The following is a 26,991-nucleotide window of genomic DNA, read 5'->3' as shown; positions in this document are numbered from 1 at the left end:
CTAATTGATAAGCGTATCCATATTGGATAATGAGTAAGATTGAACTTGTATACGTTTTCATTTCATCCGACGCATCCACCACTCTCCTCTTTTTTGAGATTGTGTTATTTAAGACCAGCAACGAAGCGTTCTGTAATCTCTTTTGGTCTAGTAATAGCGCCACCTACAACGATGCCTCGCACTCCATATCCCAGGATTTGTTTGGCTTGTTCTGGTGTATGAATTTTTCCTTCTGCAATGACATCCACGCCAGCATCACAGAGTTTTTTGATTAATTCAAAATCGGGACCATCCACTTTTGGACTGTAAGATGTGTATCCTGATAAAGTTGTTCCGACAAAGTCAATTCCTGCTTCAACAGCTGCCAATCCTTCTTCGAAAGTACTTGTATCAGCCATCAAGAGCTGGTTAGGATATTTCTCCTTAACCTGACGTATGAAGTCTTGAATCTCTAAACCATCATAGCGTTCACGCTTGGTACAATCCAGAGCAATTACCTCTATATCAAGTTCTGCCAATTCATCAACTTCTTTCATAGTAGCAGTGATGAAGGGTTCTTGTGGTGGATAATCTCGTTTAATTATCCCAATGATTGGAAGTTTTGTGACCTCCTTGATTTCCTTGATATCACGAACACTGTTTGCTCGGATACCGACTGCTCCACCTTGCTCAGCCGCTTTGACCAGCAAGGGAATGACTCCTCCCGCTTCTGTATAGAGCGGTTCGTGAGGAAGGGCCTGACAAGAAACGATGATTCCATCTTTGATTTGTGCAATCAAGGCTTCTTTAGTAATCTGTGGCATCCTCTTTCCTCCTTTTCTTTGTTCTTATGGGTTCATTATATATTATTTTTAAAGCGCTTTCAATACTTTGTGGTAGAATAGATTTCAGTTTCAAAAGTATTTTATAGAACAGCAGTTTCTGAAAGTAGTTTCAGCACTGTCTTATTTTCAATTCGCTCAGTATATAAAATGATAAAAAGAGATAGCCATCTTTCAAATGGGCTATCTCTTTTCTCACTTATAATGAGCGAGATTCATTTTATTTATGACCTAGTCTTCTTTTCGTTTCTTTCCTAATGTCAAGACAGATAAGAAACCTGCCACTAATCCTAGAGAAATAAAGGTTGTATTTTCTTTGCTTCCAGTATTTGGAAGCTCATTTTGTTTAGCCGCTGGTGCTTGATAAGTAGCACCTTGTCCAAGAGATAACTTCTTAGCTGGACGTTCGTTTGCAGCTGCTAAGACTGGTTTGGTTTCTCCCTTGTACTCTGGCACTTCATGGATTGCTGCCTCAGCTCCATTGACACCTCCTTTATACTCAGGAAGAGCATTTGAAGCTGCCAAGACAAAGTTAGCACCACCTCTATATTCCGGAACCTCATTTGAAGCTGCTAGAACTGAATTTACGCCCCCTTTGAATTCCGGTTTTTCTACTGTTGGTGCTGGCTCTTCTCCCACTGTTGCTAAGGGACCTGTGTATTCAGGAATTTCTGTTACAAGAGCTTCTACTCCATTCACTCCACCTGTAAACTCCGGTTTTTCTACTGTTGGTACTGGTTCTTCTCCCACTGTTGCCAATGGACCTGTATATTCAGGAGCTTCTTCAGTTACTGCAGCCTCAACGCCATTAACTCCACCTGTAAATTCTGGTTTTTCTACTGTTGGTGCTTCTTCTCCTGCTGTCGCTAATTGGCCTTTGTATTCAGGAGCTTCTTCAGTTACTGCTCCTTCTTCACCATTAACGCCACCCGTAAATTCTGGAACTTCATTTGTCGCAGCTTCGCTTCCATTTACACCATGAGTAATTTTAGAACCAACTACTGAAACAGGCAAATTATGCATACTTTCGATAGCTCCTTCTGCTAAGCCTGTAACTTTTTGACCAATATCCTCTGGATCTACTGTAAACAATAGAGTCTTCGTATCATACTGCGTCATAAAAGTAGCTGTTTTACCATTGGCAAGTTGTAAAGTTGGTGCTTGATTGACCAATACTTCTGAATCAAATTCCATGGCAATAATGCCTTGCCCCATATGAACTGCATGTGTAACTTTTGCTTCGGTTGGAGAAACCATATCCTTGCTTAAGAAATCCCAATTAAATTTCTTATAAGACAAGGTATATTCGTTTTGGTTGTTATCTGCATGCTCATAAAGCAATCCATATTCGCCATTCCCGAGATCTTGAATAGAATTGTATGCAAACTTACCACTTTGAATAGGATTATGCTTAAGCCAAGTCAGCTCTCCATTTTCTTCGACACGAGCTAAGTGTACCAAACCGTTGAATCGTCCTGGTCCACCTGCATTACTAAGAACAATATACTCTTTTCCATCATGCATCGTATGAATAGCAGCCAATTGAACATAAACATCCTTGACATCCGCATAACGTTTTATATCATTTTCCCAAGTTTCTCCACCATCTTTACTAGTAGCAACTTGAAGGTCCCCTGTTAATCCACGCATGAAGAGCTTAAGATCTCCATTATTTAATTGTACAACAGAGGACTCAGTATTTTGAGCATAATAATTACTCATGGTACTTGAGTCAATCACAGTGCCATCAGTCAGCGTACGATGGTCATTCACACCACCTCCCATATGCCAAGTCTTACCATGGTCATCTGAGTAGATAATCCGAGATGATTGAGAACCGTTTAAGTGGTTGGTCTGATTAGTTGTATAAGTAGGTACAATGATTCGACCTTTATGAGGTCCGGTATGAAGCGTAATCCCTGTTCCAGGCCCAACCCCTAAGAATTTCATCCAATCAGCTTTTACCATTGGGGTAATATCTTGAGGTGCTGACCAAGTCTTACCATCATCATCACTGTAAGACATCCATAGATAAGAATCCTTAGCAACTCTAAATGGAGACGTTTTATTGCTTGTGAAATAAATATTTCCTAATAGTTGATTCCCTTGATACAAATCACCTTTATCGCTATAAGCTGGTTTAACTGGGTTTACAACAACACGATAATCGGTTGCTTTCCCATCTGGAGTATAAACTGTACCATTTTCGCGTATTGTATAGGAACCTTCTTCGCCTTCTTTATAGAGAATTTGATAAGTTTTGCCATCGATTTGTTTATAGGCTTCTTCTCTTTGAGCAGCCATTCCAAAGATTCCTTTCCCTTCTGGGAACATATCATAGATAGAAAAAATTCGTTTTGTTGCAGGATCTTGAACCAAAGCCATATCGATGTTCACTGGTGAACCGATTGATGGATCAGAGGCTTTTGGATTGTCTCGTAAATTTGTAATCGTTACTCGGTCGCTCCATGTCTTCCCCTTATCCTCACTTCGTCTAACGACCATGCCGATATCACCCCAGTCACTTGAATGAAGACGGCGTTCATCTGCACCAGCAATCAGAGTGCCTTTATCTGTCTTAAGAAGAGCAGGAATACGATAACTCTTGATGCCATCTTTATTTGGTTGGTTATGCATACCACTTTCAAAGACATCTTGTTTTTCAGTAAGTTTAGCTCCCTCAGGTAGCTTTTGCTCCAAATCAGATCTTTCAAATAATTGGCTACGTTTTTGAACTTCATCAGGAGTCAGTACTCGGTCATAGACACTTAAATTACGAACCTGTAGATTTGCTCCCCAAACTGAATTTCCTGCCCGATTTGTTGCACCAATTTGAGCATGTGTAATATCTGGCATATCCTTGATAAATTTACCAGACTTCAAGCTAGTACGCGATAAAACACCGTTCACATAAAGTCTAACTTTTCCTTCTGGATTGTCTGCATTTGGTCTTTCTACAGTAAAGGTAACCGAATTCCACTGCCCAGGTTTAATTTTCAATGGAGCATCCGTATATTTATCATAAAATTGTGCTCCATTAGCATCACGCCCCTCGATTAAGGCTGTATTATTGAGAACAGCCATTGTGAAGTACTCATCTTTTTTCTTATCACTAGACACTGAGAATAGATTATAGAATGATGGAGCTTTTGCATCTGGCTTGAATTCCATATGAATGGTCGCATTTTGAAGTTTCTTCAATGTATTTAATTCACTGGCTAAGTCTACACGCTGACCATTTTTAGAATTCGTTTCAACATCTTCTTTTTCCACTACTGGAGTTGCATTTTCAATGTCTCTAGCATAATAATCTCGAGGAATCACACCCTCATCTTCTTTATCTTGCTCCTTGTTACTTGCTTCTGTAGTTGCAGAATCTGTTTCTGGTTTATCAGCAGGAGCTGGTGTATTGTCAGCTGCAAGTGTATTTGTTGGAGTGGTTGTCTCTGCTTCAGTAGTCTCATTTTTCTTCAACTTATCCTGATCAACTTCCACACCATTGTCTTTTGCTGTTGCCAATTTTCCAGCTAATTCACTATCTAAATGAGCAAGACTTCCTGAAGAAGCTTCTTTTGGTAATTCTGATAAACCTTGATTATTATTTTCAGCTGCAGTTACAGTTGAGTTTCCTTGTTCATTTGCCAATACAGGGTTTACTCCAAACACCACTGCACCAATGGTTACAGATGCTACACCTACTGCAAATTTACGAATACCATATCTTTGTTTTCTGTCAAAATTCTTCTGATTCATCTTTCTACCTTTCCATTTTTAAAAAATAAAGCGCTTTCTTTTTGTTTTAAAATTTTTACTCCCCATCAAAGGAAAACATAAGAAAGTAATTAATAAACGAGAGTCCCTATCCTTCTCTCTTTCAAAATTTAGCTAGCTGCAATCCAAACAGTAGCTATTTCACTCCTTTCCTAGAGACTTTTTCTTTATTATACAATAAAGTCATAGGTTTATCTCGAGCTTGTCATAGAATAGATTTTACTTTCAGCAATATTTTAATATTTTAATATTTTTAAAAGTACTTTCAACATTTATAACAAAAAAGAGAGCTACTGGGCTCTCTCATTCATCACTTTATATACTTAAAAGAAATCTCACTACCACAGAGCCAGTTGTAGACTTGGTCATTGACAAATACATTCATGGCTTCGTGAGCATACTCAGGCATGATACGATAGGCCTTATCGCAAGTCAGACGATTATAAATCGCAAACTGGGTAATAGGGTAGCAAACATCGTCGTCCAAGCCCGTAATCATCTTGACCTCACCCTTGATACGATGGGCAAGATTTTTCACATCGATATAGGCAAGGGTCGCCATAATTTCCTCCTCGGTTTCATGGAATGGATCGTGAAACTTGAAATATCGGAAAAGTTCGTCATAGGCTTCGCTGGTATTGCCAATCTCAAGCACTCGTCTGAAGTCTGACAAGAAAGGATAGATGGCAACTGTTTTCTCAATTCGAGGATTGAGCGCTGCCGCAACCAGAGCTAAGGCCCCTCCTTGTGAGGCACCATAGCTAGAAAGTCGCTTCTCATCAACCTCAGGTAGACTAGCAATGATTTCAACCAACTGGTAAATATCCAGATAGACATCCTTATAAAAGAGCTGGTCCCGACCTTCCACAGCACCACGGATAATATGCCCCTTAACCGTATTTCCTTGAGGAGAACGCAAACCGTCTTGCGAATAACCTGACTGGCCCCGCACATCCATGGAAACAACACCGTAACCAGCCACAGTATAGGCCAGCATGTCGGTCCAATCCCAGCCACGTCCCATATAACCATGAAAATGGAAGATTAGTGGAACTTTATCCTCACTCTTTGGAAGAACGACGCGTGAGTAGACCTTGCCTTCATTTGTTCCTTCAAAAGTGAGCTCATAGCACTTGACTTGAGGAATGTGGAAATCTCTTTCCTCCAACTGGTAGGCTGGGAGAGTGGAAACTTTTTTCACTTCCTCATCCCAGAAAACATCAAAGTCTTCTGGAACCTCATCCCTACCTTTATAGGTCTTAATTTCTTCTAACAAAGCTGGATTTTTCATAGCATACTCCTTTTGTTTTGTAATCGCTATCACCACTCTAGCATATCTGAGAAATCAATGCAAGGAAGAAGGATAAATAGAAAATGAATTTAGATTTTCTTACTTTTAGGATTGTGGATTGAAAGTAGTTTTAGAAACGAAAAAAGAGCATTTTCGCTCTTTTTATCCTATTCAATCTTAGTTTTTTGCTTCTTTCTTTTGGAAAGTGGTTTGGTAATTTACTTTAATCGTTACTGTCATATGAGAGTCCTCGTTTCTTTTTGATGACTCTAGTATAAGGGCCAAACCTGAAAGCTAGCTTAATACTCTTCGAAAATCAAATTCAAACCACGTCAGCGTCGCCTTACCGTACTCAAGTACAACCTGCGGCTAGCTTCCTAGTTTGCTCTTTGATTTTCATTGAGTATAAGATTTCCTTAGAGAAAGCTTAATCCAGATGTTCTTTCTTTTCCAGATGAAGAGCAATCATGCGCCATTCTGGATCCTCTTGCCAAGCTTCTATCGAACTAATGTAGCTAGCAACCTTTCTGGCTTCTTCTAAAATCGGAAAATCTTCGATAATATCAGCTACTTGAAACTCTGGGAGCCCTGATTGTCTGGTTCCAAAAATCTCACCTGAACCCCGCATTTTCAAATCTTCCTCAGCTAGGACAAATCCATTAGTCGTTTCTGTCATGATGCGCATGCGGTCTTTCCCAGAATCCGTCTTGGGATTGGCAACGAGAACAGCATAGGATTGCTTATCTCCCCGACCGACACGACCCCTGAGCTGGTGAAGCTGGCTGAGACCGAAGCGATCGGCATCCATGATAATCATGACGGTCGCATTGGGCACATTGACCCCGACCTCGATAACCGTCGTTGAAACCAGAATATCCGTCTTTCTCTCTTTGAACTCCTGCATAATCTGGTCTTTTTCGTCACTCTTCATCTTACCATGTAACAGAGCAACCTCAGCCTTGCCAGCAAAATGAGCTGTCAGCTCCTCAGACAATGCAATGGCATTTTTCAAATCCAGAGCTTCTGATTCTTCAATCAAGGGAGAGATAACATAGGCTTGAGAACCTTTTTGGATTTCCCCCTCTAACCAAGTCAAGACCTGAGGCAGTTGCTCATGCTTAATCCAGCGCGTCACAATTGGTTTCCGCCCTGCTGGCATCTGGTCAATAATGGAAACATCCATATCGCCAAAGGCTGTGATGGCCAGCGTCCGTGGAATGGGAGTCGCCGTCATCATGAGAACATCTGGATTGTCGCCTTTCTCCCGTAAAATCCGCCTTTGCCCCACACCAAAGCGGTGCTGCTCATCGATGATAATCAAACCAAGACGAGCATAATCCACCCCATCTTGTATCAAAGCATGAGTCCCGATAATCAAATCAGCCTCACCCTTGGCAATGGTCTCTAAAACTTCTCTTTTTTCTGCAGCTTTCAAGGATCCTGTCAAAAGAGCCAGTTTTAAGTCTGGAAAAAGGTTCTGTAAACTCTCAAAGTGTTGCTCTGCTAGGATTTCTGTAGGCACCATGAGAGCTGCCTGATAGCCAGCTGTCACCGCTGCAAACATGGCTAAGCCAGCGACCACAGTTTTTCCGCTCCCCACATCCCCTTGCAGGAGACGATTCATGTGGCGGTCAGACTTCATATCAATTAAAATTTCCTGCAAACTCTTTTCCTGAGCTTGGGTCAGGGCAAATGGTAGATTTTCTTTAACAGCCGTTACTTTTTCCTGAGACCAATTCAGAACCAGGCCACTTCCCTGAACTCTATTTTCAGACTTGAGCGTCTGCAATTGCATTTGGAAATAAAAGAGTTCCTCAAACTTGATACGGCGAAGGGCCTGCTTGTATTCTGCCAAATCCTTAGGAAAATGCATAGCTCGGACTGCCTGACAACGGGACATGAGTTTGTATTTATCCAGCAAAGACTGGGGAAGATTTTCCTCAATCAAGAGGTCTAGTCCCTGATCAAAGGCTGTCTTGATAACCTTGACCAAACTAGCCTGACTGATTCCCTGAGCCAGACGATAGACAGGCTGGAGGTCATCTTCCACCTGAGCTAAGACCTTCATCCCAGTCAGACTAGCCTTGGCGCGGTCCCATTTCCCAAAGACAGCAAGGGTTGCTCCCAACTCTATCTTATCAGCCAGATAGGGCTGGTTAAAGAAATTCACTGCAAAAACGACTTCTCCCTGCTTGAGACTAAAACGCAGGCGATTGCGCTTGAAACCATAATACTGGACACTGGCAGGAGTCACGACTTGACCAGAAAGAACCGCCTTTTCACCATCTTCCAGTTCCAGCACCTGCTTGGTTTTGAAGTCTTCATAACGGAAAGGAAAGTAGAGCAAGAGGTCTTGCAAGTTTTCAATTCCTAGTTTGGCGTATTTTTCTGCTGACTTTGGTCCCACACCAGGTAAGACATGCAAGGGTTGATGTAGATTCATGCTCCACTCCTTTCTTTTCTAATGATATTCTCTCGGAATGCGATCGCTGAGGAGACAAACCACCTCATAGTTAATAGTGCCACGGTAGGTCGCTACCTGAGTAGCTGTGATTTCCTTGTCACCGTTGCTGCCGATCAAGGTTACTTTTGTTCCTAGCGGATAAAGTTTAGGCAAACGAATAGTGATTTGGTCCATAGAAACCCGTCCAACGATTGGGCATGCTTGCCCATCTACCAAGACAGAGAAATTCTGCATGTCTCGTGTCCAACCATCCGCATAGCCGATTGGAACAGTCGCGATGACTTGCTCGCTATCTGCCTGATAGGTCGCTCCATAGCCCATACAAGCCCCAGATGGAACTGTCTTGACATGAACCAGGGCAGATTCCAAGGTCAAGGCTGGTTTCAAGTTATAGGGTAAGTCCAAGACCTCTCCACTCGGATTGAGACCATACATGGCATCTCCCATACGGACCGCATTGAAAATGGTATCTGCATGCCAAAGAGTCGTTGCCGAGTTGCTGGCATGAACCAGTTCTGGAAGACCTTTCATACTTACCAAAATAGTTTTAAACCGTACTAACTGCTCATTAAAGTAAGCATCTGATTCCTCGTCTGCAGTAGCAAAGTGGGTAAAAATCCCTTCAACGCGAGCACCGTGGTGTTGGAGCAAGTCTTGAGCCTGATCAGCCTCACTGGCCTCTCGGAAACCAATTCGTCCCATGCCTGAGTCAATCTTGAGATGGACTGTCAAACCTGTTAGGTCTGCTTCCTTAACTAAGAGTGCTTGAATCCACTCCAACCCAGCCACTGTCAAGGTGATGTCATATTCTTTAGCTAGAGCAACAGCTTCGATGTCAGAAACTCCTAAAATGAGGATTTTCTTGTTGAGTCCAGCTTGTCTAAGTTCAATAGCTTCATCGATATTCGAAACGCAAAAACCATCAACATCATCTTGAATAGCCGTCGCAACAGCAACAGCCCCATGCCCATAGGCATTAGCCTTGACTACTGCAAATTTGAGCGTTCCTTCAGGGATATGAGCCTCCACTTGCTGAATATTTTGTCGAATAGCTCCCAGATGAATCAGAGCCTTGGTTGGTCTATGTGGACTAGCTTTCATGATTTTCCTCCAAAATGACACTGGCTGTCACAAACTTATCGGTATGACTGATAGACAGCCAAATCTTTCCTGAAAATGGTGCCTGACTAAAATAAGGCGCCCCGCGTTCATTGTTCAAAACTTCCAAATCCTGAAAACCGAGCTTGCCAATGCCCGTTCCCATGGCCTTGGAAAAGGCCTCCTTAGCCGACCAGCGACCAGCCAAATATTCAATCTGTCTGCGCCCTTTAAGACTGGTAAACCGCTCCATTTCCTTAGCGGTCAGCACGCGCTTAGCAAAGCCTTCATGTCGTGTAACTGCGCTTTTTATAGAAGCCAATTCTTCAATGTCAATTCCGTGTCCAACTATCATTCTCATCAAAAGGAGTTGAGATTCCCCCAACTCCATCCTTTTCACTTATTTTGTCAAGGTAGCATAAATCTCTTCTACCAAGGCCTCTGTATTTTCCCAACCCAAGCAAGGATCCGTAATAGAGCAACCAAAGACCTCTGGTTGATTTTGACGACCATCTGCTAGGTAAGATTCAATCATAAAGCCTCGAACTGTCTTTTTAATCTTCTCATTCCAATCATGATTTTGCAAAGTCTGGCGAACAATTCGAATCTGCTCCATATATTGCTTTCCTGAGTTATCATGGTTGGTATCAATGAGAATAAAGGGATTTTCAAGTCCCATGGCTTCATAGCGTTCAATGGCATTTAGCAAGGTTTCATAGTAAAAGTTAGGCTCATTTTTCCCATATTCATTAACTGCTCCACGAAGGATGACGTGAGCCAAGGGATTTCCTGAAGTCTCAACTTCTTGGCCATGGAAGAGGAAGGTTTGTTTGTTTTGAGCAGCATAAATACCGTTAAACATAACCCCAAGATTTCCTGAGGTTGGATTTTTCATCCCGACCGGTGCATCAATCCCTGAAGCCACAAAGCGGTGCTCTTGGTCTTCCACAGAACGAGCTCCTACAGCATGGTAGCTGACCAAATCATCTACCAAGACCAGATTTGACGGATAAAGCATCTCATCTGCCGTTGTCAAACCTGTCTCTGTAATCACGCGGTAGTGCAACTGGCGCACAGCCTGCAAACCGTTAATCAGGCTTGGAGCCTTCGAAGTATCTGGTTGGTGAACCAAACCTTTATAACCATCTCCGTTGGTGCGTGGTTTAGCTGTATAAACACGCATAACCATGAAAATCTTATCCGCCACCTTCTTCTGCAAGGCGGATAAACGGCGGGCATATTCCAAGACAGCCTCTTCATTATCAGAAGAGCAAGGACCAATCACCAAAAGGATCCGGTCATCTTCTCCTGAAATGATGTCTGCCAATTCTCTATCACGACGCTCCTTTAATCTCAAGGCTTCCGCAGACAATTGAGTTTCTGCCTTGATTGCTTCAATATCGATTTCTTGACCTTTTTCAATAAATGCCATCTTATTCTCCTAGCGTTTGGTAGATTTCTCTGACGAGGGCTTCCGTATTATCCCAGCCAAGGCAAGGGTCTGTGATAGACTTGCCAAATACTTCCGGTTCGTTTTGACGGCCGTCTTCTAGATAAGACTCAATCATAAAGCCACGAACGTACTGCTTGATTTTTTCATTCCAATCACGGTTAATCAAGGTCTGACGGACAATTCGAATTTGGTCCATATATTGCTTACCAGAATTGTCATGATTGGTGTCCACAATGATAAATGGATTTTCCAAGCCCATTTTCTCATACTGGGCAATGGTATCCATCAAATTATCATAGTAGTAGTTAGGAATATTCTTACCATACTCATTGATCGCTCCACGAAGAATGGCGTGCGAAAGCGGGTTACCAGTTGTTTCCACTTCTTTTCCTAGGAAAAGGAAACTTTGTTTGTTTTGAGCAGCATAAATCCCATTAAACATAACATTGAGATTTCCAGAGGTTGGATTTTTAAACCCAGTCGCGAAATCTGCTCCACTTGCCACAAAGCGATGTTGCTGGTCTTCAACCGAACGAGCACCAACTGCCATGTAAGAAATCAAATCATCTACAAGCGGAAGATTTTCAGGATAAAGCATTTCATCAGCTGTTGTCATACCTGTTTCTGTGATAACACGATAGTGAAGATGGCGCACGGCTTTAATTCCGTTGATGAGGCTAGGGGCTTCTGTCGCATTAGGCTGGTGAATCAAGCCCTTATAGCCATCTCCGTTGGTACGAGGTTTGGCAGTGTAAACACGCATAACCATAAAGATACGGTCTGCCACTTCTTCTTGCAAAGCTGCCAAACGCTTAGCGTATTCAAGAACAGCTTCTTCATTGTCAGATGAGCATGGCCCGATTACCAAGAGAATCCGCTGGTCTTCTCCACGTATAATGGCTTCTAGCTCTTGATCGCGCTGTGATTTTCTCTCCAAAGCTTGACCTTCTAATTTTGATAAGGCACGAACTTCTTCAATATTAATTTTAGGACTTTTTGCTGTAAATACCATAACTCATCTCCTTATAAATCAAACGGATACCAAGTAAAAATTTACTTTTCACAAGGTATCCGCCTCTAAACTATCTCATTTTATTGTCTTTTACCGTGACAGTTTTTAAACTTCTTACCAGAACCACATGGGCAAAGTTCATTACGTCCAATCTGGCTCAAATCCAAATCTTCTGGTATATTTGCTTGGTGGGCAGCGATATTACGAGTCGCTGTTGTACTGATATGGTGTTCTGCTTGTGGTCTTTCTTGTTCATGAATTTGTGCTTTCATCATCAAGCGTGTCACATCAAACTCAATCGAACCAATCATGTCATTAAACATACGGAAACCTTCTGCCTGATACTCAACAACAGGGTTGTTCTGAGCATAGCCACGAAGTCCAACCGCGTTACGCAATTGATCAAGGGCATCGATATGATCTGTCCACTTGTTATCCACCACTCGTAGAATCAAGACTTTTTGGAATTCTTTAACTGCTTCTTCATCGCGTAGTTTTGAAACCTGACTATCGTAAACTTGCAAGGCACGTTGGAAGAGCTCTTCCTTGATGGCCTTATCAGACAAACCTGACAAGTCTTCGATCGTAATAGAATCTTCTGGAAGCAAGTTATACTTAGCAAAGTTCAAAATTGCTTCAAGTTTTTCGTCTTGTTTAGCACGCGCATGACCATCAACGACACGACCAATCGTGCGTTTGATCATTGACTGAATTTCAGGTGCCAAGTCACGGTCTGCAGTGATGACATCGTAACGTTGAGCGTAGATAATCTCACGTTGTTCACGCATGACATCGTCATATTGAAGGACTTGTTTACGGGTATCGTAGTTATTTCCTTCGACACGTTTTTGCGCTGCCTCAACCTGACGCGTCAACATACGAGACTCAATCGCCTCTTCAGACATGTTGAGACGTTCAAAGATTCCCTTCAAGCGTTCAGAACCAAAACGTTTCATCAAGTCATCTTCAAGAGAGAGGTAGAATTGTGACTCACCTGGGTCTCCTTGACGACCTGAACGTCCACGAAGCTGATTATCGATACGACGGCTTTCATGGCGTTCTGTACCAATAACACAAAGTCCTCCAAGTTCGCGAACCCCTTCACCAAGCTTGATGTCGGTACCACGACCGGCCATGTTAGTCGCAATGGTAACAGCACCACGTTGACCAGCATTCATGATGATTTGGGCTTCTTTATAGTGGTTTTTGGCATTTAAGACTTCGTGAGGAACGCCAGCTGCGACCAATTTCTTAGAAATGTAGTCACTGGTTTCAACTGCAACTGTACCAACCAAGACTGGCTGACCTTTTTGGTAACGAGCCTTAACGTCTTCGACAACTGCTTTAAACTTAGCCTCGATACTTGCATAAAGAAGGTCTGAGTGGTCAATACGTTGAACAGGACGATTTGTTGGGATTGGAATAACACGAATGTTGTAAATTTCACGGAATTCTTCTTCCTCAGTCTTACCTGTACCCGTCATACCAGACAATTTCTTATACATACGGAAAAGGTTTTGGTAAGTGATTGAGGCAGATGTCTTGGTTTCATCCTGAATTGGCACACCTTCTTTAGCTTCAATAGCTTGGTGCAATCCATCAGAATAACGACGACCTTCCATGGTACGACCTGTAAATTGGTCAACAATCAAGATTTCTTGCTCTTCGCTCACCACATAGTCAATATCGAGAAGCATGATGTAGTTGGCACGAAGGGCGTTATCGATAAAGTGAGTCAGAGCTACGTTTTCGATGTCATAGAGATTGTCAAGTTTGAAGTAGCTTTCAGCCTTATCAATCCCTGAATCAGACAAACCAATTGTTTTAGACTGCACATCGATGATGTAGTCGTCTTTGTCCAAAGATTTTACATAGTGGTCTGCCATGTGATACAACTGACTGGTTTCAACTGCGTTAGCACCTGATACGATCAAAGGTGTACGGGCCTCGTCAATCAAGATTGAGTCAACCTCATCGACCAAGGCATAGTTAAGCGGACGTTGTACCATGTTTTCAGCGCGAACGACCATGTTATCACGAAGGTAGTCAAATCCGATTTCTGAGTTGGTTGAGTAGGTAATATCACACTCATAGGCTTCTTTTTTCTCCATTGGGGATTTGGCAGCCAAGTTAATCCCTACTGACAAACCAAGCCATGAGTACAATTCACCCATCTCAGTCGCATCACGTTCGGATAGGTACTCATTGACCGTAACTACGTGAACTCCTTTGCCTGAAAGGGCATTGAGGTATACGGGCATGGTCGCAGTCAAGGTTTTCCCTTCCCCTGTACGCATTTCTGGCACGTCACCATGGTGAAGAACGATTCCCCCCATGACCTGAACCTTATATGGGAAGAGACCTAGGACACGTTTAGCACCTTCACGGACAACCGCAAATGCTTCATAAAGCAATGAATCCAGTGATTCTCCATTTTGATAACGTTCTTTAAATTCAACTGTTTTTGCTTTTAGTTGGTCATCTGTCAAAGCAGCCATTTGGTCTTCGTATTTGAAAACCTTGTCAGCCATCTTTTCCAGACGACGGATTTCTCCTTTATCATTTTCGATAATTGTTTTTAAAATATTAGCCATGTTTTTCCTTACTTTAAATTCCGAATATTTTAGAATGTTCTTTTAATTTTAGCACAATTACTGATTATTTTCAAGGAAGAATCCCCATTTTGAAAAGGAAAAAGAGGCTAGTTTCCAAGCTAACCTCTCTGACTTTTATGATGATTTAATTGCCAACAAAAATCGGCAAAATCGCAAATAGGATAAATAGATTTATCCAAAGAGAAAAACAGCAGATCAATCCAAAAACAAAGAGACTGACTTTCTTGGACAGCAAGGCCATCAAAATAGACAGAATACCAAAAACTAGTAAAACTTTCTGCATGATTAAGAGATTGATAGATATTCCCAGAACTGGTTTATCCCAAGGAACAAAGAAGAAAGCCAGCCAGATCAGCAGAACTAAACCAATATAGAATTTAGAATATTGTGTAATAAATGATTTTAGACGTGTCATAAGCTACCTCCTATAAACAAAACCCATATAAATCAATGCCTTCCACTTTTAGACTTCCCTAGTTCCCGTCTCAAGCGAAACATTTTTTTGAAACAGGAATAAGTTAACCAATTCAGACCAATAGCTAGCAGAAGAAAAAGAAACCAAATGCCCCAAGACTTGATGTCTGCCACATTTCTCAATAGGATATTGAAAAACAAGACTGAAAAAACTGTCCAAGCAAGGCTAAAAAGAGCATAGAGGGTGATGTAAATCCAGTAAAAATAGTAAAAAATTGGGAAAAATTTACTATCTCTGTTGGCCTTTTCAATCCAGCTGAAAAAGTAAAAACAGGGTAATAAGATTAACAATTTAAACAAATGTTCCATCATCAACACCTCTTTTTGATAGCGCTTTCTTCAACTTCATTTTATCAAAAAAATCTGGAAATGTCATTCCAGATTCTGCTTTTTTATTTACGTTTTCTTGCGATGAGATGAATCGGTGTTCCTTCAAAGACAAAGGCCTTGCGGATTTGATTTTCCAAGAAACGCAGGTAAGAAAAGTGCATGAGTTCTTCTTCGTTGACAAAGATAACAAAGGTCGGTGGTTTGGTTGCCACTTGAGTCGCATAGAAAATCTTAAGTCGTTTTCCTTTGTCTGTCGGTGTTGGGTTGATGGCAATGGCATCCATGATAACATCGTTCAAGACAGCTGATGGAATACGTGTATTTTGACTTTCACTGATTTGCTTAATCATCTCAGGAAGTTTGTGGAGACGTTGCTTGGTCAAAGCGGATACAAAGATAATCGGTGCGTAAGGCAGGTATTGGAACTGCTCACGGATATCTTCTTCCCAGTTTTTCATAGTATGGTTGTCTTTTTCAAGCGTATCCCACTTGTTGACCACGATAATCATTCCTTTACCAGCTTCATGGGCAAATCCTGCGATACGCTTATCGTATTCACGAATGCCTTCTTCCGCATTGATGACCATCAAGACCACATCTGAACGGTCAATAGCACGCATGGCGCGCATGACAGAGTATTTCTCGGTATTTTCATAAACCTTACCAGACTTACGCATACCAGCCGTATCAATCATGGTAAACTCTTGACCATCTGTATCTGTAAAGTGGGTATCAATGGCATCACGTGTTGTTCCAGCAACAGGACTAGCAATAACACGGTCTTCTCCCAAAATAGCGTTGATCAAGCTTGATTTTCCAACGTTGGGACGGCCAATCAGGCTAAACTTAATGACATCCGGATTTTCTTCTTCATATTCATTTGGAAGATTTTCTACGATGGCATCTAGCACATCCCCTGTACCGATACCATGGACAGATGAGATAGGCAGTGGTTCACCTAAACCAAGAGCATAGAAATCATAGATATCGTTTCGCATTTCAGGGTTGTCCACCTTGTTGACTGCTAAGATAACTGGTTTGTGGGTTTTATAAAGCTTACGGGCTACATATTCGTCTGCATCGGTAATTCCTTCCTTACCAGACACGACAAAGACGATCACATCTGCTTCTTCCATGGCAATTTCTGCCTGGTGCTTGATTTGTTCCATGAAGGGAGCATCGACATCATCGATTCCTCCTGTATCAATCATGCTAAATGAACGATTGAGCCATTCACCCGTTGCATAGATACGGTCACGTGTCACTCCTTCGACATCTTCTACAATGGAGATTCGCTCACCAGCGATCCGATTAAATAGGGTTGATTTCCCAACATTGGGACGTCCTACAATGGCAATAGTTGGTAGGGCCATAATTTCTCACTTTCTACAATAACTTCTTCTGTTCAAGATTTTTTCTAGTTGAGCTTGGTTCAGCTTGACCAAACTGTTCTGCTAGGCGCTGACTCCAGCTTGTGGTCGCACGCGCTCCAGCATAGTCAGCCTGTACACGGTCGTAAGCCTCAATCACATCAACTGTTTGTTCCTGATATTCTTCCTCAAATACCACCTGATTCAAAGGCAAGCGAGGTTTGACTTCATGTTCTTGGTTTGGAAAGCCCAGCGCCATCCCAAAGACAGGATAGGTATAGTCAGGCAGGTTAAAGAGCTCTGCCACTTCTTCTGACTTGTATCGAACCAAACCGATAATGACACCACCATAGCCCAAGCTTTCAGCTGCCAACAGGGCATTTTGACCAGCAAGAGCCGCATCGACCGAACTAATCAAGAGACCTTCTACACCTTGGGGTTGGAATGTATCAGTATGGAGTCGTGCTCCCTTTTCTGCACGGTTCAAATCTCCGACAAAGAGAAGGAAAACAGCAGACTGGCGAATGGCTTCTTGAGGCACCAACTCATATAAAGTATCTTTCTTTTCTTGACTTCGTACTACAATCACAGAGTATGATTGAAAATTCTTCCAAGACGAGGCCATCTGGGCCGCTGTCAAGATTTCAGTCAAGTCTTCCTGAGGAAGGGCTTGCTCCTTAAATCTGCGCACTGAAGTGTGAGCCTTCATTAATTTGATTGTTTCTGTCATCGACGGTTTACTCCTTCTAAACGAGTCTCCTCAGCCAAATAACGGATGCGTTCCATGACGCGTCTGGCTTCCCAGGTTTCGTCATTTCCATGTTTCCCTTTAGCGAAATGCAGCTCCAAATCTTCAAAGTTGAAGTTGGAGGTAAAAAAGGTCGGTAAATCTTCCTGCATCCGATATTGGAGAATGACTTGCAGGATTTCATCACGTACCCAAGGTGTTGATTGCTCGGCACCAATATCATCTAAAATCAGGACTTCAGAAAGCTTAATCTCATCCACCAAGGTCTTGACATTACCATCACCGATAGCATTTTTGACATCTATGACAAAGCTAGGATAGTGGAGGAGAGTGGAGGAAACCCCACGTTTTTCTGATAAATCATAGGCTAAGGCAGCCATCATGAAACTTTTACCCACACCAAAGTCTCCATACAAGTATAGACCTTTTCGAATAGCTGGATATTGCTCCACGAAAGCTAATAGCTTTTCAAAAACTGGCAAGCGCCCCAAATCATCCAAATCTACTTGAGCTAAACTAGCTTTCTTAAGACTGGCTGGCAGATTGATTAACTTGAGACGGTTCTTAATAGCCGCTTCTTTTTCAGCCGCGATGAGTTCAGGAGTTTCTTCGTAAGAAACGTCCGCATAGCCATGATTCATAACCAAAATCGGCTTGTAACCTTTGGCAATATAATCCGTATCCCCACGGAGAAACTTGTCGCGCTCGGTGATGTACTGATTAAACTTGGAGATACTGCGATTCAATTCCTCTGGAGTAAGGGATTTTTGCTGGATAAAGGCCGCAACATCAGGGTCCTTCATGATTTTCTGGACCAAGTCCTGATAATGAAAACGGCTAGGTTGACGTTTGAGTACGTCTCCGACACTTTCCATCTAATCTCCTCCTTTTTCTAATCGAGCTAGTAGTTCTTGTTTCTTACGTTCTAGTTCCAGACGAGTTTCCTCGCTGGTTTCATTCTTATAATCTGGATTGCTCCACTTGGGTATATTGGACTTGGCAGGATTCGGTTTACTAGCCTTTTGAGCCTGACTTTTCTGCCCTCGCTCACGGATCCGAAGAACTGCCTCTTCTGCCGAATGAATCTTTTGATAGGCATAGTCATTGGCTACCTTCATGGCATATTTCTCATTGATATTTGCCGAATCTACCTTATTAAAAGTCAACAAGAGAATAATATTGATGACTTCGTCCAGCAAGCCCAAGCCAGCCATCTGTTGCAAGAGATCTCTTTCTGTTTGGGTAATGGTTCCCTTACGAGTTTGCTTGATTTCTGCCAAGAACTGCAGGGCAGTCTTACTCTTGGCCTCTTTGAGAATGGTTGCTTCTTTAGGACTAAAGTCAGAGGAAACAGGTTTTTGAGCAATTTTTTCCCGCATACGTTTGGTTGAAATAACCTGGGAAACAGCTGTGGACTTGGCCAATTGATAGGTTTCAAACCAAGTCCACTTCTTTTCCTCAGCAATGGCAAAGAGGTTTAAGACATCAGACTGCTCATCCGCAAAGCGAAGCCCATCTCGAGCCATAAGCTGACGAAAATGGTCTAAGTCAAAATCGTTGGCCACTTTCTTCTTGAGACTAAGGTCTTCTTGACTTCCCAGCTCTACCAAGTCTGGAAAGACTTGATTGAGTGAGACAGGTATTTCTTCTCCCTCAGCACTCTCAACTTTCAAATCCTCCACAGCTGCATCACCAATCTTTTTCTCTAAAAGTCTGCGATAAACAGGATGCTCCAAGAAGTCTTGACTAGATAGAGGAGCATGAAGGGCTAGCTGATAGGTATCCCCTTTTTGATAGAGGGTCAAGAGATTGAAAGCAGATAGGATTTTCAGGGATTTTATCAGTCTATCCATCCCAAAGTTAAGATGGTTAAGAATACTTGAAAAGAGGTATTCCTTTCTACCATTATCCCAAAAATTGATTGTATAAAGATAAAGGCTCAGTGCCTCCTGACCGATAATCGGGAGGTAGCACTGTACCAGAGATGAGGTATCTTGCGACACCCGATTATTCTTTAGATAAGAAAAACGGTCAATTGGCTTCATTTATCTTTCCTTTTTCTTTTTAGAGGACTGGGTGATTTGTTGGAGCAGACTCTCTAACTCACTAACATCCTTAAAACTACGATAGACACTGGCAAAACGTACATAAGTAATCTCGTCCAATTCAGCCAACTCCCCCATGACGAGTGAACCAATGTCCTCACTTTGAATTTCATTTTCATTTCGACCACGGAGTTTCTGTTCGATACGATTGACTACCATGTTGATTTCATCACTTGACACAGGACGTTTCTGGGCTGAGCGGATAATCCCATTAAAGATTTTATCTCTGGAGAATTGTTCCCGTGTGCCATCTTTTTTAACAACCACTAAGGTTCTTTCTTCTACTCGTTCGTAGGTTGTAAAACGGTGTTGGCATTCATCGCACTCACGTCTTCTACGAATAGTGTTCCCTTCTTCTGCTTGGCGACTATCGATAACACTTGACTTGGTAGCCCCACATTTTGGACAACGCATCCTTTCCCTCCTTATCGTTTTCTTTTCATTATACCATTTTTTAAACGATTCCCAAAACAATTCTTCTTTTTGCTTGACAAGTTTTTTGTTTTGTTGTATTATTTAATTAAGACAAAAGGATAAAAGAAAGGAGACCAAGATGTCCTGGACATTTGATAACAAAAAACCCATCTATTTACAGATTATGGAGAAAATCAAGCTTCAGATTGTTTCCCATACACTGGAACCCAATCAACAACTTCCAACCGTGAGAGAGCTAGCTAGCGAGGCCGGTGTCAATCCCAACACCATCCAAAGAGCCTTGTCAGACCTTGAACGAGAAGGATTTGTCTACAGCAAGCGCACAACTGGACGATTTGTGACTGAAGATAAGGAGCTGATCGCCCAATCACGCAAACAATTATCAGAAGAAGAATTGGAACACTTCGTTTCCTCCATGACCCATTTTGGCTATGAAAAAGAAGAACTACCAGGCGTAGTCGGCGATTATATTAAAGGAGTTTAAGCCTATGTCATTACTAGCATTTGAAAATGTATCCAAATCATATGGAGCAACCCCAGCCCTTGAAAATGTTTCTCTTGACATCCCAGCTGGAAAAATTGTTGGTCTCCTTGGGCCAAACGGCTCAGGAAAAACAACCCTGATTAAACTAATCAATGGCCTCTTACAACCAGATCAAGGACATGTCCTTATCAACGATATGGACCCAAGCCCAGCAACCAAGGCTATCGTAGCTTATTTGCCGGATACGACCTATCTCAATGAGCAAATGAAGGTCAAAGAAGCCCTAACCTACTTCAAGACCTTCTATAAAGATTTCAATCTTGAACGCGCCCATCATCTACTTGCAGACCTGGGCATTGATGAAAATAGTCGTCTCAAAAAATTATCAAAAGGGAATAAGGAAAAGGTACAACTGATTTTGGTTATGAGCCGTGATGCCCGCCTCTACGTTCTAGACGAACCCATTGGTGGAGTGGACCCAGCAGCCCGTGAGTATATCCTCAATACCATTATCAACAACTACTCCCCAACTTCTACCGTTTTGATTTCTACCCACTTGATTTCTGATATCGAGCCAATCTTGGATGAAATTGTCTTCCTCAAAGACGGAAAAGTCGTCCGTCAAGGAAATGTAGATGATATTCGCTATGAGTCAGGTGAATCCATTGACCAACTCTTCCGTCAGGAATTTAAGGCCTAAGTAAAGGAGATTATTATGTTTTGGAATTTAGTTCGCTACGAATTTAAAAATGTTAACAAGTGGTATTTAGCTCTTTATGGTGCTGTTCTCTTCCTCTCTGTTCTTATTGGAATTCAGACACAATCCTTAATCAAACTACCTGAAAAAAATCTATCTGTTCTACTTTTTTTTCTATCTACTGTCTTTGGTGGTTTGATGGTTACACTTGTGATTTCAACTATCTTCTTGATTATTAAACGATTCAAAGGAAGTGTCTATGACCGACAAGGCTATCTGACTTTAACCTTGCCAGTTTCTGAACACCATATCATCACAGCCAAACTAATCGGTGCCTTTATCTGGTCGTTGATTAGCACTGCTGTCTTACTCCTATGTATCTATATTATCTTATTGTCAACAAATTCTGATGCAGTTCAACTTTCTACTCTTCTGTCATTTGTTGCAGAACATTTTACCGGCTTTAGTCTTGCTGTCTTATCCTTCCTACTAAATACCATTTCTGGAATCCTCTGCATCTACTTGGCCATTTCCATTGGACAACTGTTCAATGAATACCGTACAGCACTCGCTGTTGCAGCCTACATTGGTATCCAAATCGTCATTGGATTTATTGAAGTCTTCTTCAATACCAGTACTAACTTCTATATTAATTCACTTGCAGGATTTAATGATAATTTCTATATGGGAGCAGGTATAAGTATTGTTGAAGAACTCATATTCATAGCTATCTTTTACCTCGGAACCTACTACATCTTGAGAAACAAGGTTAATTTGCAATAAAAAATGCCCAGCTAAAAAGCTGGGTTTTGATTTAACTCAATATCAAACTAGCTACGATAGGGCTGACAAAGACATAGAGAATACCGGTAACACCGATAGCCAAACCACCCATGGCTCCTGCTACAGAGCCGTATCGGAAGGCTGTGCCTGTTCCGACAGCATGTCCTGTCCCTCCAAGGGAAAGACCAACAGCTACTGGGTCGTCAATTTTCAACCACTTCAAAAGGGTTGGTCCGATGACACTGGTTAAAATTCCAGTCGCCACTACAACGACCAAGGTCACAGTCGTCAAACCTTGCAATTTTTCTGTGATTCCCACTGCCATGGCGGTTGTTACTGACTTAGGAAAGAGAGAAATGGCTAGGAAAAAGTCCATGCCAAAAATCTTAGCCACAAGGGCTGTGAAAGATGTATTGACCACTACCGCTAACAAACTACCAAAGAGAATACTCCGAGCATGGTGCTTCATCAGATGAAAACTCTTATAAAGAGGAATCCCCAGAGCCACTGTCGATGGGACAATCAAGTTGTTCAAATAAACCCCACCTTGGTAGTAATCTTGGTAAGAAATACCTGTCAGCTTTAGAAAGATGATAATGAAAACAGCTGACAAAAGCAAGGGCGTTGTCAATGGATGGGGAAAACGTCTGTAAATCAGCATTCCCACTAGATAAGCTAGGATAGACAGGGCAAGCCCAAACAGGGGATTGGAAACAAATTCACTCATTTGGCATCTCCTTTCTCATAATCTCCCTCAAACCGTCTCTTGATAAACTGAACTACCAAGGCTATGAGGATAATATTGATGACTGCTGCAAAAAAGACAATCAAAACAATGGGCAAAAGATAGGGAGCAATTACATCAAACTTCTCCATGATTCCCACTGCTGGCGGCAAAAAGAGAATGGTCATATTGGCCAACAAGAAATTCCCCACCATGTTGACATGCCTGGTTCTCAGCCACTTGAATTGTAGGGCTAGAAAAAGAATAATCAAACCGATAATACTGCCTGGGATAGGCAAATGAAAGAAACTAGAGATCCCCTCTCCGATTAGAGAAATCACAAAGAGAATCATTAATTGAACATATAATTTCATCCTAAACTCCACGAAATAGACTTCTTGCATACCAGTTTACTCTTTTTTCAGAAAATTTCAAGGAAATACACAAGAGATAATGAAAATCAGAGAGGAAAGGGGATACAAACAATTCTTGACTTGGTAAAACAGGCATGATTTAGGATAAGAGATGTCAGTGTTCTTCTTGTCAGCTTTCTTGAAAAGTAGTATAATTATTGCATGCGCAATCATCTTATGATGCAGAGACTGTCCGTGAATGGACATTCTTCTATGTTATAACTCTAAAAAGAAAGGAGATACTATGACCTATTTGGAAAAATGGTTTGACTTCAATCGGCGTCAGAAAGAAATCGAAAATCTCTTGGAAGAGACTATTGCCCAGCAGAGCGAGCAAAGTCTGACCTTGAAAGAGTTTTACCTGCTCTACTATCTGGACTTGGCTCAAGAAAAATCTCTACGCCAGATTGACCTGCCAGATAAACTTCATCTGAGCCCGAGCGCTGTTTCTCGGATGGTGGCTCGCTTGGAAGCTAAAAATTGCGGTCTGCTTAGTCGCAGGTGTTGTGATCAAGATAGACGCTCTAGCTTTATCTGCCTGACAAGTGATGGGCAAAAGACACTGGTCTCTCTACAGAAGGCTGTCGAAGAAAGCTTGGAAACCGGTTTGGATTTCTGGGTTTAAGATGACTTTAGAAAAAAAGTTGCGTGCGCAATCATTTTTCTTGACATTCTCTTTTACAAAGAGTAAAATAAAATCATCATTAAACAAAGGAGTTTTAAACATGATTGAAATTACCTATCTAGATGCCAGCAAGAATGAAAGAACTGTAACTTTCGAATCTTATGAAGACTTTGATCGTTCGCAACAAGCTTGCCTTATCGGCGTCGCAGACTACTACCCTGTCCAAAAATTAACCTACAACGGCCATGATTTGGACTACCATGGGACTTATGGAGATGTCTTCTTCTATCTCATGAAACAAGATTTAAGCCAATATAACTAAAAAGGAGAAATACAATGGCAAAAGCAATTACAGATGCAACATTCGAACAAGAAACAAAAGACGGTTTGGTCTTGGTAGACTTCTGGGCAACTTGGTGTGGTCCATGTCGTATGCAAGGTCCAATCTTGGACAAATTGTCTGAAGAACTTTCAGAAGATGTTTTGAAAATCGTTAAAATGGACGTTGATGAAAATCCAAACACAGCTCGTGCTTTTGGAATCATGTCTATCCCAACTCTTCTCTTCAAAAAAGACGGCCAAGTAGTGAAACAAGTTGCTGGTGTTCACACAGCAGAACAAATCAAGGCCATCGTTGCTGAATTGAGCTAATCAAACGAGAGACCAAGTACTTGCTTTGGTCTCTTTTTCTTGCCCTTTGCCATTTTTCAAAAAATATGCTAGACTGTAGATAGAATATTACGATGTTTGGGACATGCCATCGCTAAAAAAAACCTTGACTTGGTATTTTTTAGCTCCCTCAAGGGAGCTTTTTGCGTGCTCTGAACATTTCCCATTTTGGAAGGAGTACTATGAAACGTCAATCAGCCTTGGTCGTCTTTAGTGGCGGTCAAGATTCTACAACCTGCCTCTTTTGGGCTAAAGAACACTATGAAACGGTCGAAGCCGTTACCTTTGCCTACGGTCAACGCCATTATCTCGAAATTCAAGTTGCTAGAGAAATCGCTAAGGAACAGGGGATTCGTCATCACATCCTAGATATGTCTCTGCTGGGGCAAATCACTGAAAATGCCCTGACCTCTGATATGGAGATTGAGCAAAAAGAGGGGGAGGTTCCCAATACCTTCGTTGATGGTCGCAACCACCTCTTTCTATCCTTTGCGGCAGTTCTTGCTAAGCAACGTGGCATTAAAGATATCGTGACAGGTGTCTGCGAGACAGACTTCTCAGGCTACCCCGATTGTCGAGATGTCTTTGTCAAATCCCTTAATGTTACCCTCAACCTTGCCATGGATTACGACTTTGTTATCCAAACACCTCTCATGTGGCTAGACAAGGCTGAAACTTGGGAATTAGCCGACCAACTCGGTGCCTTTGACTATGTTCGTGAAAAGACCTTGACCTGCTACAACGGGATTATTGGAAGTGGCTGTGGAGATTGCCCAGCCTGCCACTTACGACAACATGGTTTAGATGTTTATCTCTCACAGAAAGGAGAGGACTAATGTTTTTTGCACCCAAAGAAATCAAACAGGAAACCGGGGAGTCTCTTGTCTACAATCCTCACAGAACCTTGGTATCAAAAGAGTTTACCTTCGATGCTGCCCACCACCTCTTTCACTATGAGGGAAAATGTAAATCCCTTCATGGTCACACCTATCATCTGCAGATTGCTGTTAGTGGATTTTTAGATGAACGTGGCATGACCTACGATTTCGGAGATATCAAAGCCATCTACAAGAACTACTTAGAACCCCACTTGGATCATCGCTATCTCAATGAAACTCTTCCCTATATGAACACGACTGCTGAAAATATGGTTTACTGGATTTTCCAAACCATGAACCAAGAGTTGCCAGACGAGCGCGGTCTCCGTTTGGAATACGTTCGCCTCTATGAGACTCCGACTGCCTTTGCAGAGTTTAGACGGGAGTGGTTAGATGACTAGGGAACGTGTCCTCAAACTACCAGTTCTGGAAATTTTCGGCCCAACTTTTCAAGGTGAAGGTCGTGCTATCGGGCAGAAAACCATGTTTGTCCGCACTGCTGGTTGCGACTACCACTGCGACTGGTGCGATTCTGCCTTTACTTGGGATGGCTCTGAAAAACCAACTCGTATGACAGCTGACGAAGTCATTGCTGCCTTGGATAAATTAGGGAGCTACGACTATGTAACCCTGTCTGGGGGAAATCCTGCTATCCTAGCAGCCAACATGGCCGAATTGGTCACTAAACTCAAGGAACGTGGTGTCACTCTGGCTGTTGAGACCCAAGGTTCCCGCTGGCAAAATTGGTTAAAAGACATCGACCAGGTCACTCTCAGTCCCAAACCTCCTTCATCCAAGATGGAAGTCAACTTTGAGACCTTGGACTTTATCGTTTCCCAACTGGATCCAGACAAGGTCACCTTTAAAATCCCTGTCTTTGACGATGCAGATTTGGCCTTTGCCAGAGGCATACAAGAACGCTACCAACCAGATGTTCTCTTCTTATCAGCAGGAAATCCTGAGCCCAAGGCTACGGGTAATATTGTCCAAGACCAACTGGACCGCCTCAAAGAACTCTGGGAACGCGTCGCTACTGACGATAGCTGGGGCAATGTCCGCGTCCTTCCTCAACTTCATACCCTCCTCTACGATAATCAACGTGGTGTTTAAGATTAGAAAGAAAAAATCATGTCACAACAAGAAGAAATGAAAAACCTCAGCCTACTAGGCAACAAAGAAACAAACTACATTTTTGACTATCAACCAGAAGTCCTCGAATCCTTTGACAATCGTCATGTGGAAAATGACTATTTCATCAAATTTAACTGTCCTGAATTTACTTCACTTTGCCCAATCACTGCTCAGCCAGACTTTGCAACTATCTATATTTCCTACATCCCTGACAAGCTCTGTGTCGAGTCAAAATCCCTCAAACTCTACCTCTTTAGCTACCGAAACCACGGAGATTTCCACGAAAACTGTATCAACACCATTGGGAAAGACTTGGTCAACTTGCTAGACCCTCGCTATTTGGAGGTATGGGGAAAATTCACTCCGCGCGGCGGCATTTCAATCGACCCCTACTACAACTACGGTAAGCCAGGAACTAAGTATGAAGGCTTGGCAGAACAACGCCTCTTCCAACACGATCTCTATCCAGAGAAAATTGACAACCGTTAAACTCATACTCAATGAAAATCAAAAAGCAAACTAGGAAACTAGCCGCAAGTTGCTCAAAGCACTGCTTTGAGGTTGTAGATGAAACTGACGAAGTTAGCTCAAAACACTGTT

At 42.1% G+C, this 26,991-nt stretch carries 28 protein-coding genes; 10 read left to right on the top strand and 18 right to left on the bottom strand.

Features of this window, described 5'->3' with window-relative positions; all coding sequences use genetic code 11:
- Nucleotides 1-104: 104 nt before the first annotated feature.
- The 16 genes from HMPREF2613_RS10715 to nrdR all read right to left on the bottom strand — a co-directional run bounded on the left by HMPREF2613_RS10715 (nucleotide 105) and on the right by nrdR (nucleotide 19,966).
- Nucleotides 105-803 carry an N-acetylmannosamine-6-phosphate 2-epimerase gene (locus HMPREF2613_RS10715; RefSeq protein ID WP_049487328.1) on the bottom strand — a complete coding sequence of 233 codons (699 nt, stop codon included), beginning with the start codon at nucleotides 801-803 and terminating at the stop codon, nucleotides 105-107.
- Between the two features lie 249 nt (nucleotides 804-1,052).
- Complete coding sequence (locus HMPREF2613_RS10710) at nucleotides 1,053-4,574, bottom strand: SIALI-17 repeat-containing surface protein (RefSeq protein WP_070480378.1); 3,522 nt, start codon at nucleotides 4,572-4,574, stop codon at nucleotides 1,053-1,055.
- A gap of 328 nt (nucleotides 4,575-4,902) precedes the next feature.
- Nucleotides 4,903-5,883 (bottom strand): acetylxylan esterase, encoded by a 981-nt coding sequence (locus tag HMPREF2613_RS10705; protein WP_070480375.1) that lies wholly within the window; start codon nucleotides 5,881-5,883, stop codon nucleotides 4,903-4,905.
- A gap of 427 nt (nucleotides 5,884-6,310) precedes the next feature.
- A complete protein-coding gene (recG, locus tag HMPREF2613_RS10700; protein ID WP_070480373.1) occupies nucleotides 6,311-8,326 on the bottom strand; it encodes an ATP-dependent DNA helicase RecG in 2,016 nt (671 codons plus the stop codon).
- Nucleotides 8,327-8,344: 18 nt separating this feature from the next.
- Nucleotides 8,345-9,448 (bottom strand): alanine racemase, encoded by a 1,104-nt coding sequence (gene alr / locus HMPREF2613_RS10695; protein WP_070480370.1) that lies wholly within the window; start codon nucleotides 9,446-9,448, stop codon nucleotides 8,345-8,347.
- Entirely contained in the window at nucleotides 9,438-9,800 is a 363-nt protein-coding gene (gene acpS, locus HMPREF2613_RS10690) for a holo-ACP synthase (RefSeq protein WP_070480403.1), read from the bottom strand. Before acpS ends, alr begins: the two co-directional genes overlap by 11 nt.
- Before the next feature lie 45 nt (nucleotides 9,801-9,845).
- Nucleotides 9,846-10,877, bottom strand: coding sequence for a 3-deoxy-7-phosphoheptulonate synthase (locus HMPREF2613_RS10685; RefSeq protein ID WP_070480368.1), 1,032 nt, complete (start codon nucleotides 10,875-10,877; stop codon nucleotides 9,846-9,848).
- A 1-nt stretch (nucleotide 10,878) separates the two neighbouring features.
- A complete protein-coding gene (locus tag HMPREF2613_RS10680; RefSeq protein ID WP_000232190.1) occupies nucleotides 10,879-11,910 on the bottom strand; it encodes a 3-deoxy-7-phosphoheptulonate synthase in 1,032 nt (343 codons plus the stop codon).
- An 80-nt stretch (nucleotides 11,911-11,990) separates the two neighbouring features.
- Nucleotides 11,991-14,504: a preprotein translocase subunit SecA gene (gene secA, locus HMPREF2613_RS10675; protein WP_070480367.1), complete on the bottom strand. Its 2,514-nt coding sequence runs from the start codon at nucleotides 14,502-14,504 to the stop codon at nucleotides 11,991-11,993.
- 145 nt (nucleotides 14,505-14,649) lie between these two features.
- On the bottom strand, nucleotides 14,650-14,940 hold the full coding sequence (locus HMPREF2613_RS10670; RefSeq protein WP_070480365.1) for a hypothetical protein: 291 nt from the start codon (nucleotides 14,938-14,940) through the stop codon (nucleotides 14,650-14,652).
- 32 nt (nucleotides 14,941-14,972) lie between these two features.
- Complete coding sequence (locus HMPREF2613_RS10665; RefSeq protein WP_070480400.1) at nucleotides 14,973-15,308, bottom strand: hypothetical protein; 336 nt, start codon at nucleotides 15,306-15,308, stop codon at nucleotides 14,973-14,975.
- Between the two features lie 83 nt (nucleotides 15,309-15,391).
- Nucleotides 15,392-16,702: a ribosome biogenesis GTPase Der gene (gene der, locus HMPREF2613_RS10660; RefSeq protein WP_001207696.1), complete on the bottom strand. Its 1,311-nt coding sequence runs from the start codon at nucleotides 16,700-16,702 to the stop codon at nucleotides 15,392-15,394.
- A gap of 13 nt (nucleotides 16,703-16,715) precedes the next feature.
- The gene (locus HMPREF2613_RS10655; protein WP_070480363.1) at nucleotides 16,716-17,429 is read right to left on the bottom strand and encodes an NADPH-dependent oxidoreductase; all 714 of its coding nucleotides are present in this window, start codon (nucleotides 17,427-17,429) and stop codon (nucleotides 16,716-16,718) included.
- On the bottom strand, nucleotides 17,426-18,322 hold the full coding sequence (dnaI, locus tag HMPREF2613_RS10650) for a primosomal protein DnaI (RefSeq protein ID WP_070480360.1): 897 nt from the start codon (nucleotides 18,320-18,322) through the stop codon (nucleotides 17,426-17,428). The genes HMPREF2613_RS10655 and dnaI overlap by 4 nt, the downstream gene beginning before the upstream one ends.
- Nucleotides 18,323-19,492: a replication initiation and membrane attachment family protein gene (locus tag HMPREF2613_RS10645; RefSeq protein ID WP_070480358.1), complete on the bottom strand. Its 1,170-nt coding sequence runs from the start codon at nucleotides 19,490-19,492 to the stop codon at nucleotides 18,323-18,325.
- Nucleotides 19,493-19,966, bottom strand: coding sequence for a transcriptional regulator NrdR (gene nrdR / locus HMPREF2613_RS10640; RefSeq protein ID WP_070480355.1), 474 nt, complete (start codon nucleotides 19,964-19,966; stop codon nucleotides 19,493-19,495).
- A 139-nt stretch (nucleotides 19,967-20,105) separates the two neighbouring features.
- Between nrdR and HMPREF2613_RS10635 the strand changes: the two genes are divergently transcribed.
- The 3 genes from HMPREF2613_RS10635 to HMPREF2613_RS10625 are packed head-to-tail and all read left to right on the top strand — an operon-like array spanning nucleotide 20,106 to nucleotide 21,951.
- The gene (locus tag HMPREF2613_RS10635; RefSeq protein WP_000119149.1) at nucleotides 20,106-20,471 is read left to right on the top strand and encodes a GntR family transcriptional regulator; all 366 of its coding nucleotides are present in this window, start codon (nucleotides 20,106-20,108) and stop codon (nucleotides 20,469-20,471) included.
- A 4-nt stretch (nucleotides 20,472-20,475) separates the two neighbouring features.
- Nucleotides 20,476-21,171 carry an ABC transporter ATP-binding protein gene (locus tag HMPREF2613_RS10630; protein WP_070480353.1) on the top strand — a complete coding sequence of 232 codons (696 nt, stop codon included), beginning with the start codon at nucleotides 20,476-20,478 and terminating at the stop codon, nucleotides 21,169-21,171.
- Between the two features lie 15 nt (nucleotides 21,172-21,186).
- Nucleotides 21,187-21,951, top strand: a complete 765-nt coding sequence (locus tag HMPREF2613_RS10625) for a hypothetical protein (RefSeq protein ID WP_070480351.1) — start codon at nucleotides 21,187-21,189, stop codon at nucleotides 21,949-21,951.
- Nucleotides 21,952-21,982: 31 nt separating this feature from the next.
- Here HMPREF2613_RS10625 and HMPREF2613_RS10620 read toward each other — a convergent pair whose 3' ends face one another.
- The gene (locus tag HMPREF2613_RS10620) at nucleotides 21,983-22,678 is read right to left on the bottom strand and encodes an LrgB family protein (RefSeq protein ID WP_001288948.1); all 696 of its coding nucleotides are present in this window, start codon (nucleotides 22,676-22,678) and stop codon (nucleotides 21,983-21,985) included.
- A complete protein-coding gene (locus HMPREF2613_RS10615) occupies nucleotides 22,675-23,049 on the bottom strand; it encodes a CidA/LrgA family protein (RefSeq protein WP_000781325.1) in 375 nt (124 codons plus the stop codon). Before HMPREF2613_RS10615 ends, HMPREF2613_RS10620 begins: the two co-directional genes overlap by 4 nt.
- Nucleotides 23,050-23,332: 283 nt before the next feature.
- On the opposite strand from HMPREF2613_RS10615, the gene HMPREF2613_RS10610 reads away from it, so the two are divergent.
- From HMPREF2613_RS10610 to queF, 7 genes are all read left to right on the top strand, one after another.
- Complete coding sequence (locus HMPREF2613_RS10610; protein ID WP_070480349.1) at nucleotides 23,333-23,713, top strand: MarR family winged helix-turn-helix transcriptional regulator; 381 nt, start codon at nucleotides 23,333-23,335, stop codon at nucleotides 23,711-23,713.
- A 100-nt stretch (nucleotides 23,714-23,813) separates the two neighbouring features.
- Nucleotides 23,814-24,035, top strand: a complete 222-nt coding sequence (locus HMPREF2613_RS10605) for a DUF4649 family protein (protein ID WP_000570256.1) — start codon at nucleotides 23,814-23,816, stop codon at nucleotides 24,033-24,035.
- A gap of 14 nt (nucleotides 24,036-24,049) precedes the next feature.
- Nucleotides 24,050-24,364, top strand: coding sequence for a thioredoxin (gene trxA, locus HMPREF2613_RS10600; RefSeq protein WP_001029581.1), 315 nt, complete (start codon nucleotides 24,050-24,052; stop codon nucleotides 24,362-24,364).
- Between the two features lie 200 nt (nucleotides 24,365-24,564).
- Nucleotides 24,565-25,218: a 7-cyano-7-deazaguanine synthase QueC gene (queC, locus tag HMPREF2613_RS10595; protein ID WP_070480347.1), complete on the top strand. Its 654-nt coding sequence runs from the start codon at nucleotides 24,565-24,567 to the stop codon at nucleotides 25,216-25,218.
- Nucleotides 25,218-25,661: a 6-carboxytetrahydropterin synthase QueD gene (gene queD / locus HMPREF2613_RS10590; RefSeq protein ID WP_000464573.1), complete on the top strand. Its 444-nt coding sequence runs from the start codon at nucleotides 25,218-25,220 to the stop codon at nucleotides 25,659-25,661. Before queC ends, queD begins: the two co-directional genes overlap by 1 nt.
- Nucleotides 25,654-26,370 (top strand): 7-carboxy-7-deazaguanine synthase QueE, encoded by a 717-nt coding sequence (gene queE / locus HMPREF2613_RS11640; RefSeq protein ID WP_000196462.1) that lies wholly within the window; start codon nucleotides 25,654-25,656, stop codon nucleotides 26,368-26,370. Before queD ends, queE begins: the two co-directional genes overlap by 8 nt.
- An 18-nt stretch (nucleotides 26,371-26,388) precedes the next feature.
- On the top strand, nucleotides 26,389-26,880 hold the full coding sequence (gene queF, locus HMPREF2613_RS11635; RefSeq protein ID WP_000082579.1) for a preQ(1) synthase: 492 nt from the start codon (nucleotides 26,389-26,391) through the stop codon (nucleotides 26,878-26,880).
- Nucleotides 26,881-26,991: the final 111 nt, after the last annotated feature.

Source organism: Streptococcus sp. HMSC070B10, from assembly GCF_001808665.1.
Classification (GTDB): Bacteria; Bacillota; Bacilli; order Lactobacillales; family Streptococcaceae; genus Streptococcus.
The sequence above is the reverse complement of the archived record's forward strand: the minus strand, read 5'-3'. Positions and strand labels throughout refer to the sequence as shown.

Bases quoted from the DNA above. Each gene is read 5' to 3' on its own strand.
- HMPREF2613_RS10715 (WP_049487328.1), bottom strand. From the start codon at position 803: ATGCCACAGATTACTAAAGAAGCCTTGATTGCACAAATCAAAGATGGA.
- HMPREF2613_RS10710 (WP_070480378.1), bottom strand. From the start codon at position 4,574: ATGAATCAGAAGAATTTTGACAGAAAACAAAGATATGGTATTCGTAAA.
- HMPREF2613_RS10705 (WP_070480375.1), bottom strand. From the start codon at position 5,883: ATGAAAAATCCAGCTTTGTTAGAAGAAATTAAGACCTATAAAGGTAGG.
- recG (WP_070480373.1), bottom strand. From the start codon at position 8,326: ATGAATCTACATCAACCCTTGCATGTCTTACCTGGTGTGGGACCAAAG.
- alr (WP_070480370.1), bottom strand. From the start codon at position 9,448: ATGAAAGCTAGTCCACATAGACCAACCAAGGCTCTGATTCATCTGGGA.
- acpS (WP_070480403.1), bottom strand. From the start codon at position 9,800: ATGATAGTTGGACACGGAATTGACATTGAAGAATTGGCTTCTATAAAA.
- HMPREF2613_RS10685 (WP_070480368.1), bottom strand. From the start codon at position 10,877: ATGGCATTTATTGAAAAAGGTCAAGAAATCGATATTGAAGCAATCAAG.
- HMPREF2613_RS10680 (WP_000232190.1), bottom strand. From the start codon at position 11,910: ATGGTATTTACAGCAAAAAGTCCTAAAATTAATATTGAAGAAGTTCGT.
- secA (WP_070480367.1), bottom strand. From the start codon at position 14,504: ATGGCTAATATTTTAAAAACAATTATCGAAAATGATAAAGGAGAAATC.
- HMPREF2613_RS10670 (WP_070480365.1), bottom strand. From the start codon at position 14,940: ATGACACGTCTAAAATCATTTATTACACAATATTCTAAATTCTATATT.
- HMPREF2613_RS10665 (WP_070480400.1), bottom strand. From the start codon at position 15,308: ATGGAACATTTGTTTAAATTGTTAATCTTATTACCCTGTTTTTACTTT.
- der (WP_001207696.1), bottom strand. From the start codon at position 16,702: ATGGCCCTACCAACTATTGCCATTGTAGGACGTCCCAATGTTGGGAAA.
- HMPREF2613_RS10655 (WP_070480363.1), bottom strand. From the start codon at position 17,429: ATGACAGAAACAATCAAATTAATGAAGGCTCACACTTCAGTGCGCAGA.
- dnaI (WP_070480360.1), bottom strand. From the start codon at position 18,322: ATGGAAAGTGTCGGAGACGTACTCAAACGTCAACCTAGCCGTTTTCAT.
- HMPREF2613_RS10645 (WP_070480358.1), bottom strand. From the start codon at position 19,492: ATGAAGCCAATTGACCGTTTTTCTTATCTAAAGAATAATCGGGTGTCG.
- nrdR (WP_070480355.1), bottom strand. From the start codon at position 19,966: ATGCGTTGTCCAAAATGTGGGGCTACCAAGTCAAGTGTTATCGATAGT.
- HMPREF2613_RS10635 (WP_000119149.1), top strand. From the start codon at position 20,106: ATGTCCTGGACATTTGATAACAAAAAACCCATCTATTTACAGATTATG.
- HMPREF2613_RS10630 (WP_070480353.1), top strand. From the start codon at position 20,476: ATGTCATTACTAGCATTTGAAAATGTATCCAAATCATATGGAGCAACC.
- HMPREF2613_RS10625 (WP_070480351.1), top strand. From the start codon at position 21,187: ATGTTTTGGAATTTAGTTCGCTACGAATTTAAAAATGTTAACAAGTGG.
- HMPREF2613_RS10620 (WP_001288948.1), bottom strand. From the start codon at position 22,678: ATGAGTGAATTTGTTTCCAATCCCCTGTTTGGGCTTGCCCTGTCTATC.
- HMPREF2613_RS10615 (WP_000781325.1), bottom strand. From the start codon at position 23,049: ATGAAATTATATGTTCAATTAATGATTCTCTTTGTGATTTCTCTAATC.
- HMPREF2613_RS10610 (WP_070480349.1), top strand. From the start codon at position 23,333: ATGACCTATTTGGAAAAATGGTTTGACTTCAATCGGCGTCAGAAAGAA.
- HMPREF2613_RS10605 (WP_000570256.1), top strand. From the start codon at position 23,814: ATGATTGAAATTACCTATCTAGATGCCAGCAAGAATGAAAGAACTGTA.
- trxA (WP_001029581.1), top strand. From the start codon at position 24,050: ATGGCAAAAGCAATTACAGATGCAACATTCGAACAAGAAACAAAAGAC.
- queC (WP_070480347.1), top strand. From the start codon at position 24,565: ATGAAACGTCAATCAGCCTTGGTCGTCTTTAGTGGCGGTCAAGATTCT.
- queD (WP_000464573.1), top strand. From the start codon at position 25,218: ATGTTTTTTGCACCCAAAGAAATCAAACAGGAAACCGGGGAGTCTCTT.
- queE (WP_000196462.1), top strand. From the start codon at position 25,654: ATGACTAGGGAACGTGTCCTCAAACTACCAGTTCTGGAAATTTTCGGC.
- queF (WP_000082579.1), top strand. From the start codon at position 26,389: ATGTCACAACAAGAAGAAATGAAAAACCTCAGCCTACTAGGCAACAAA.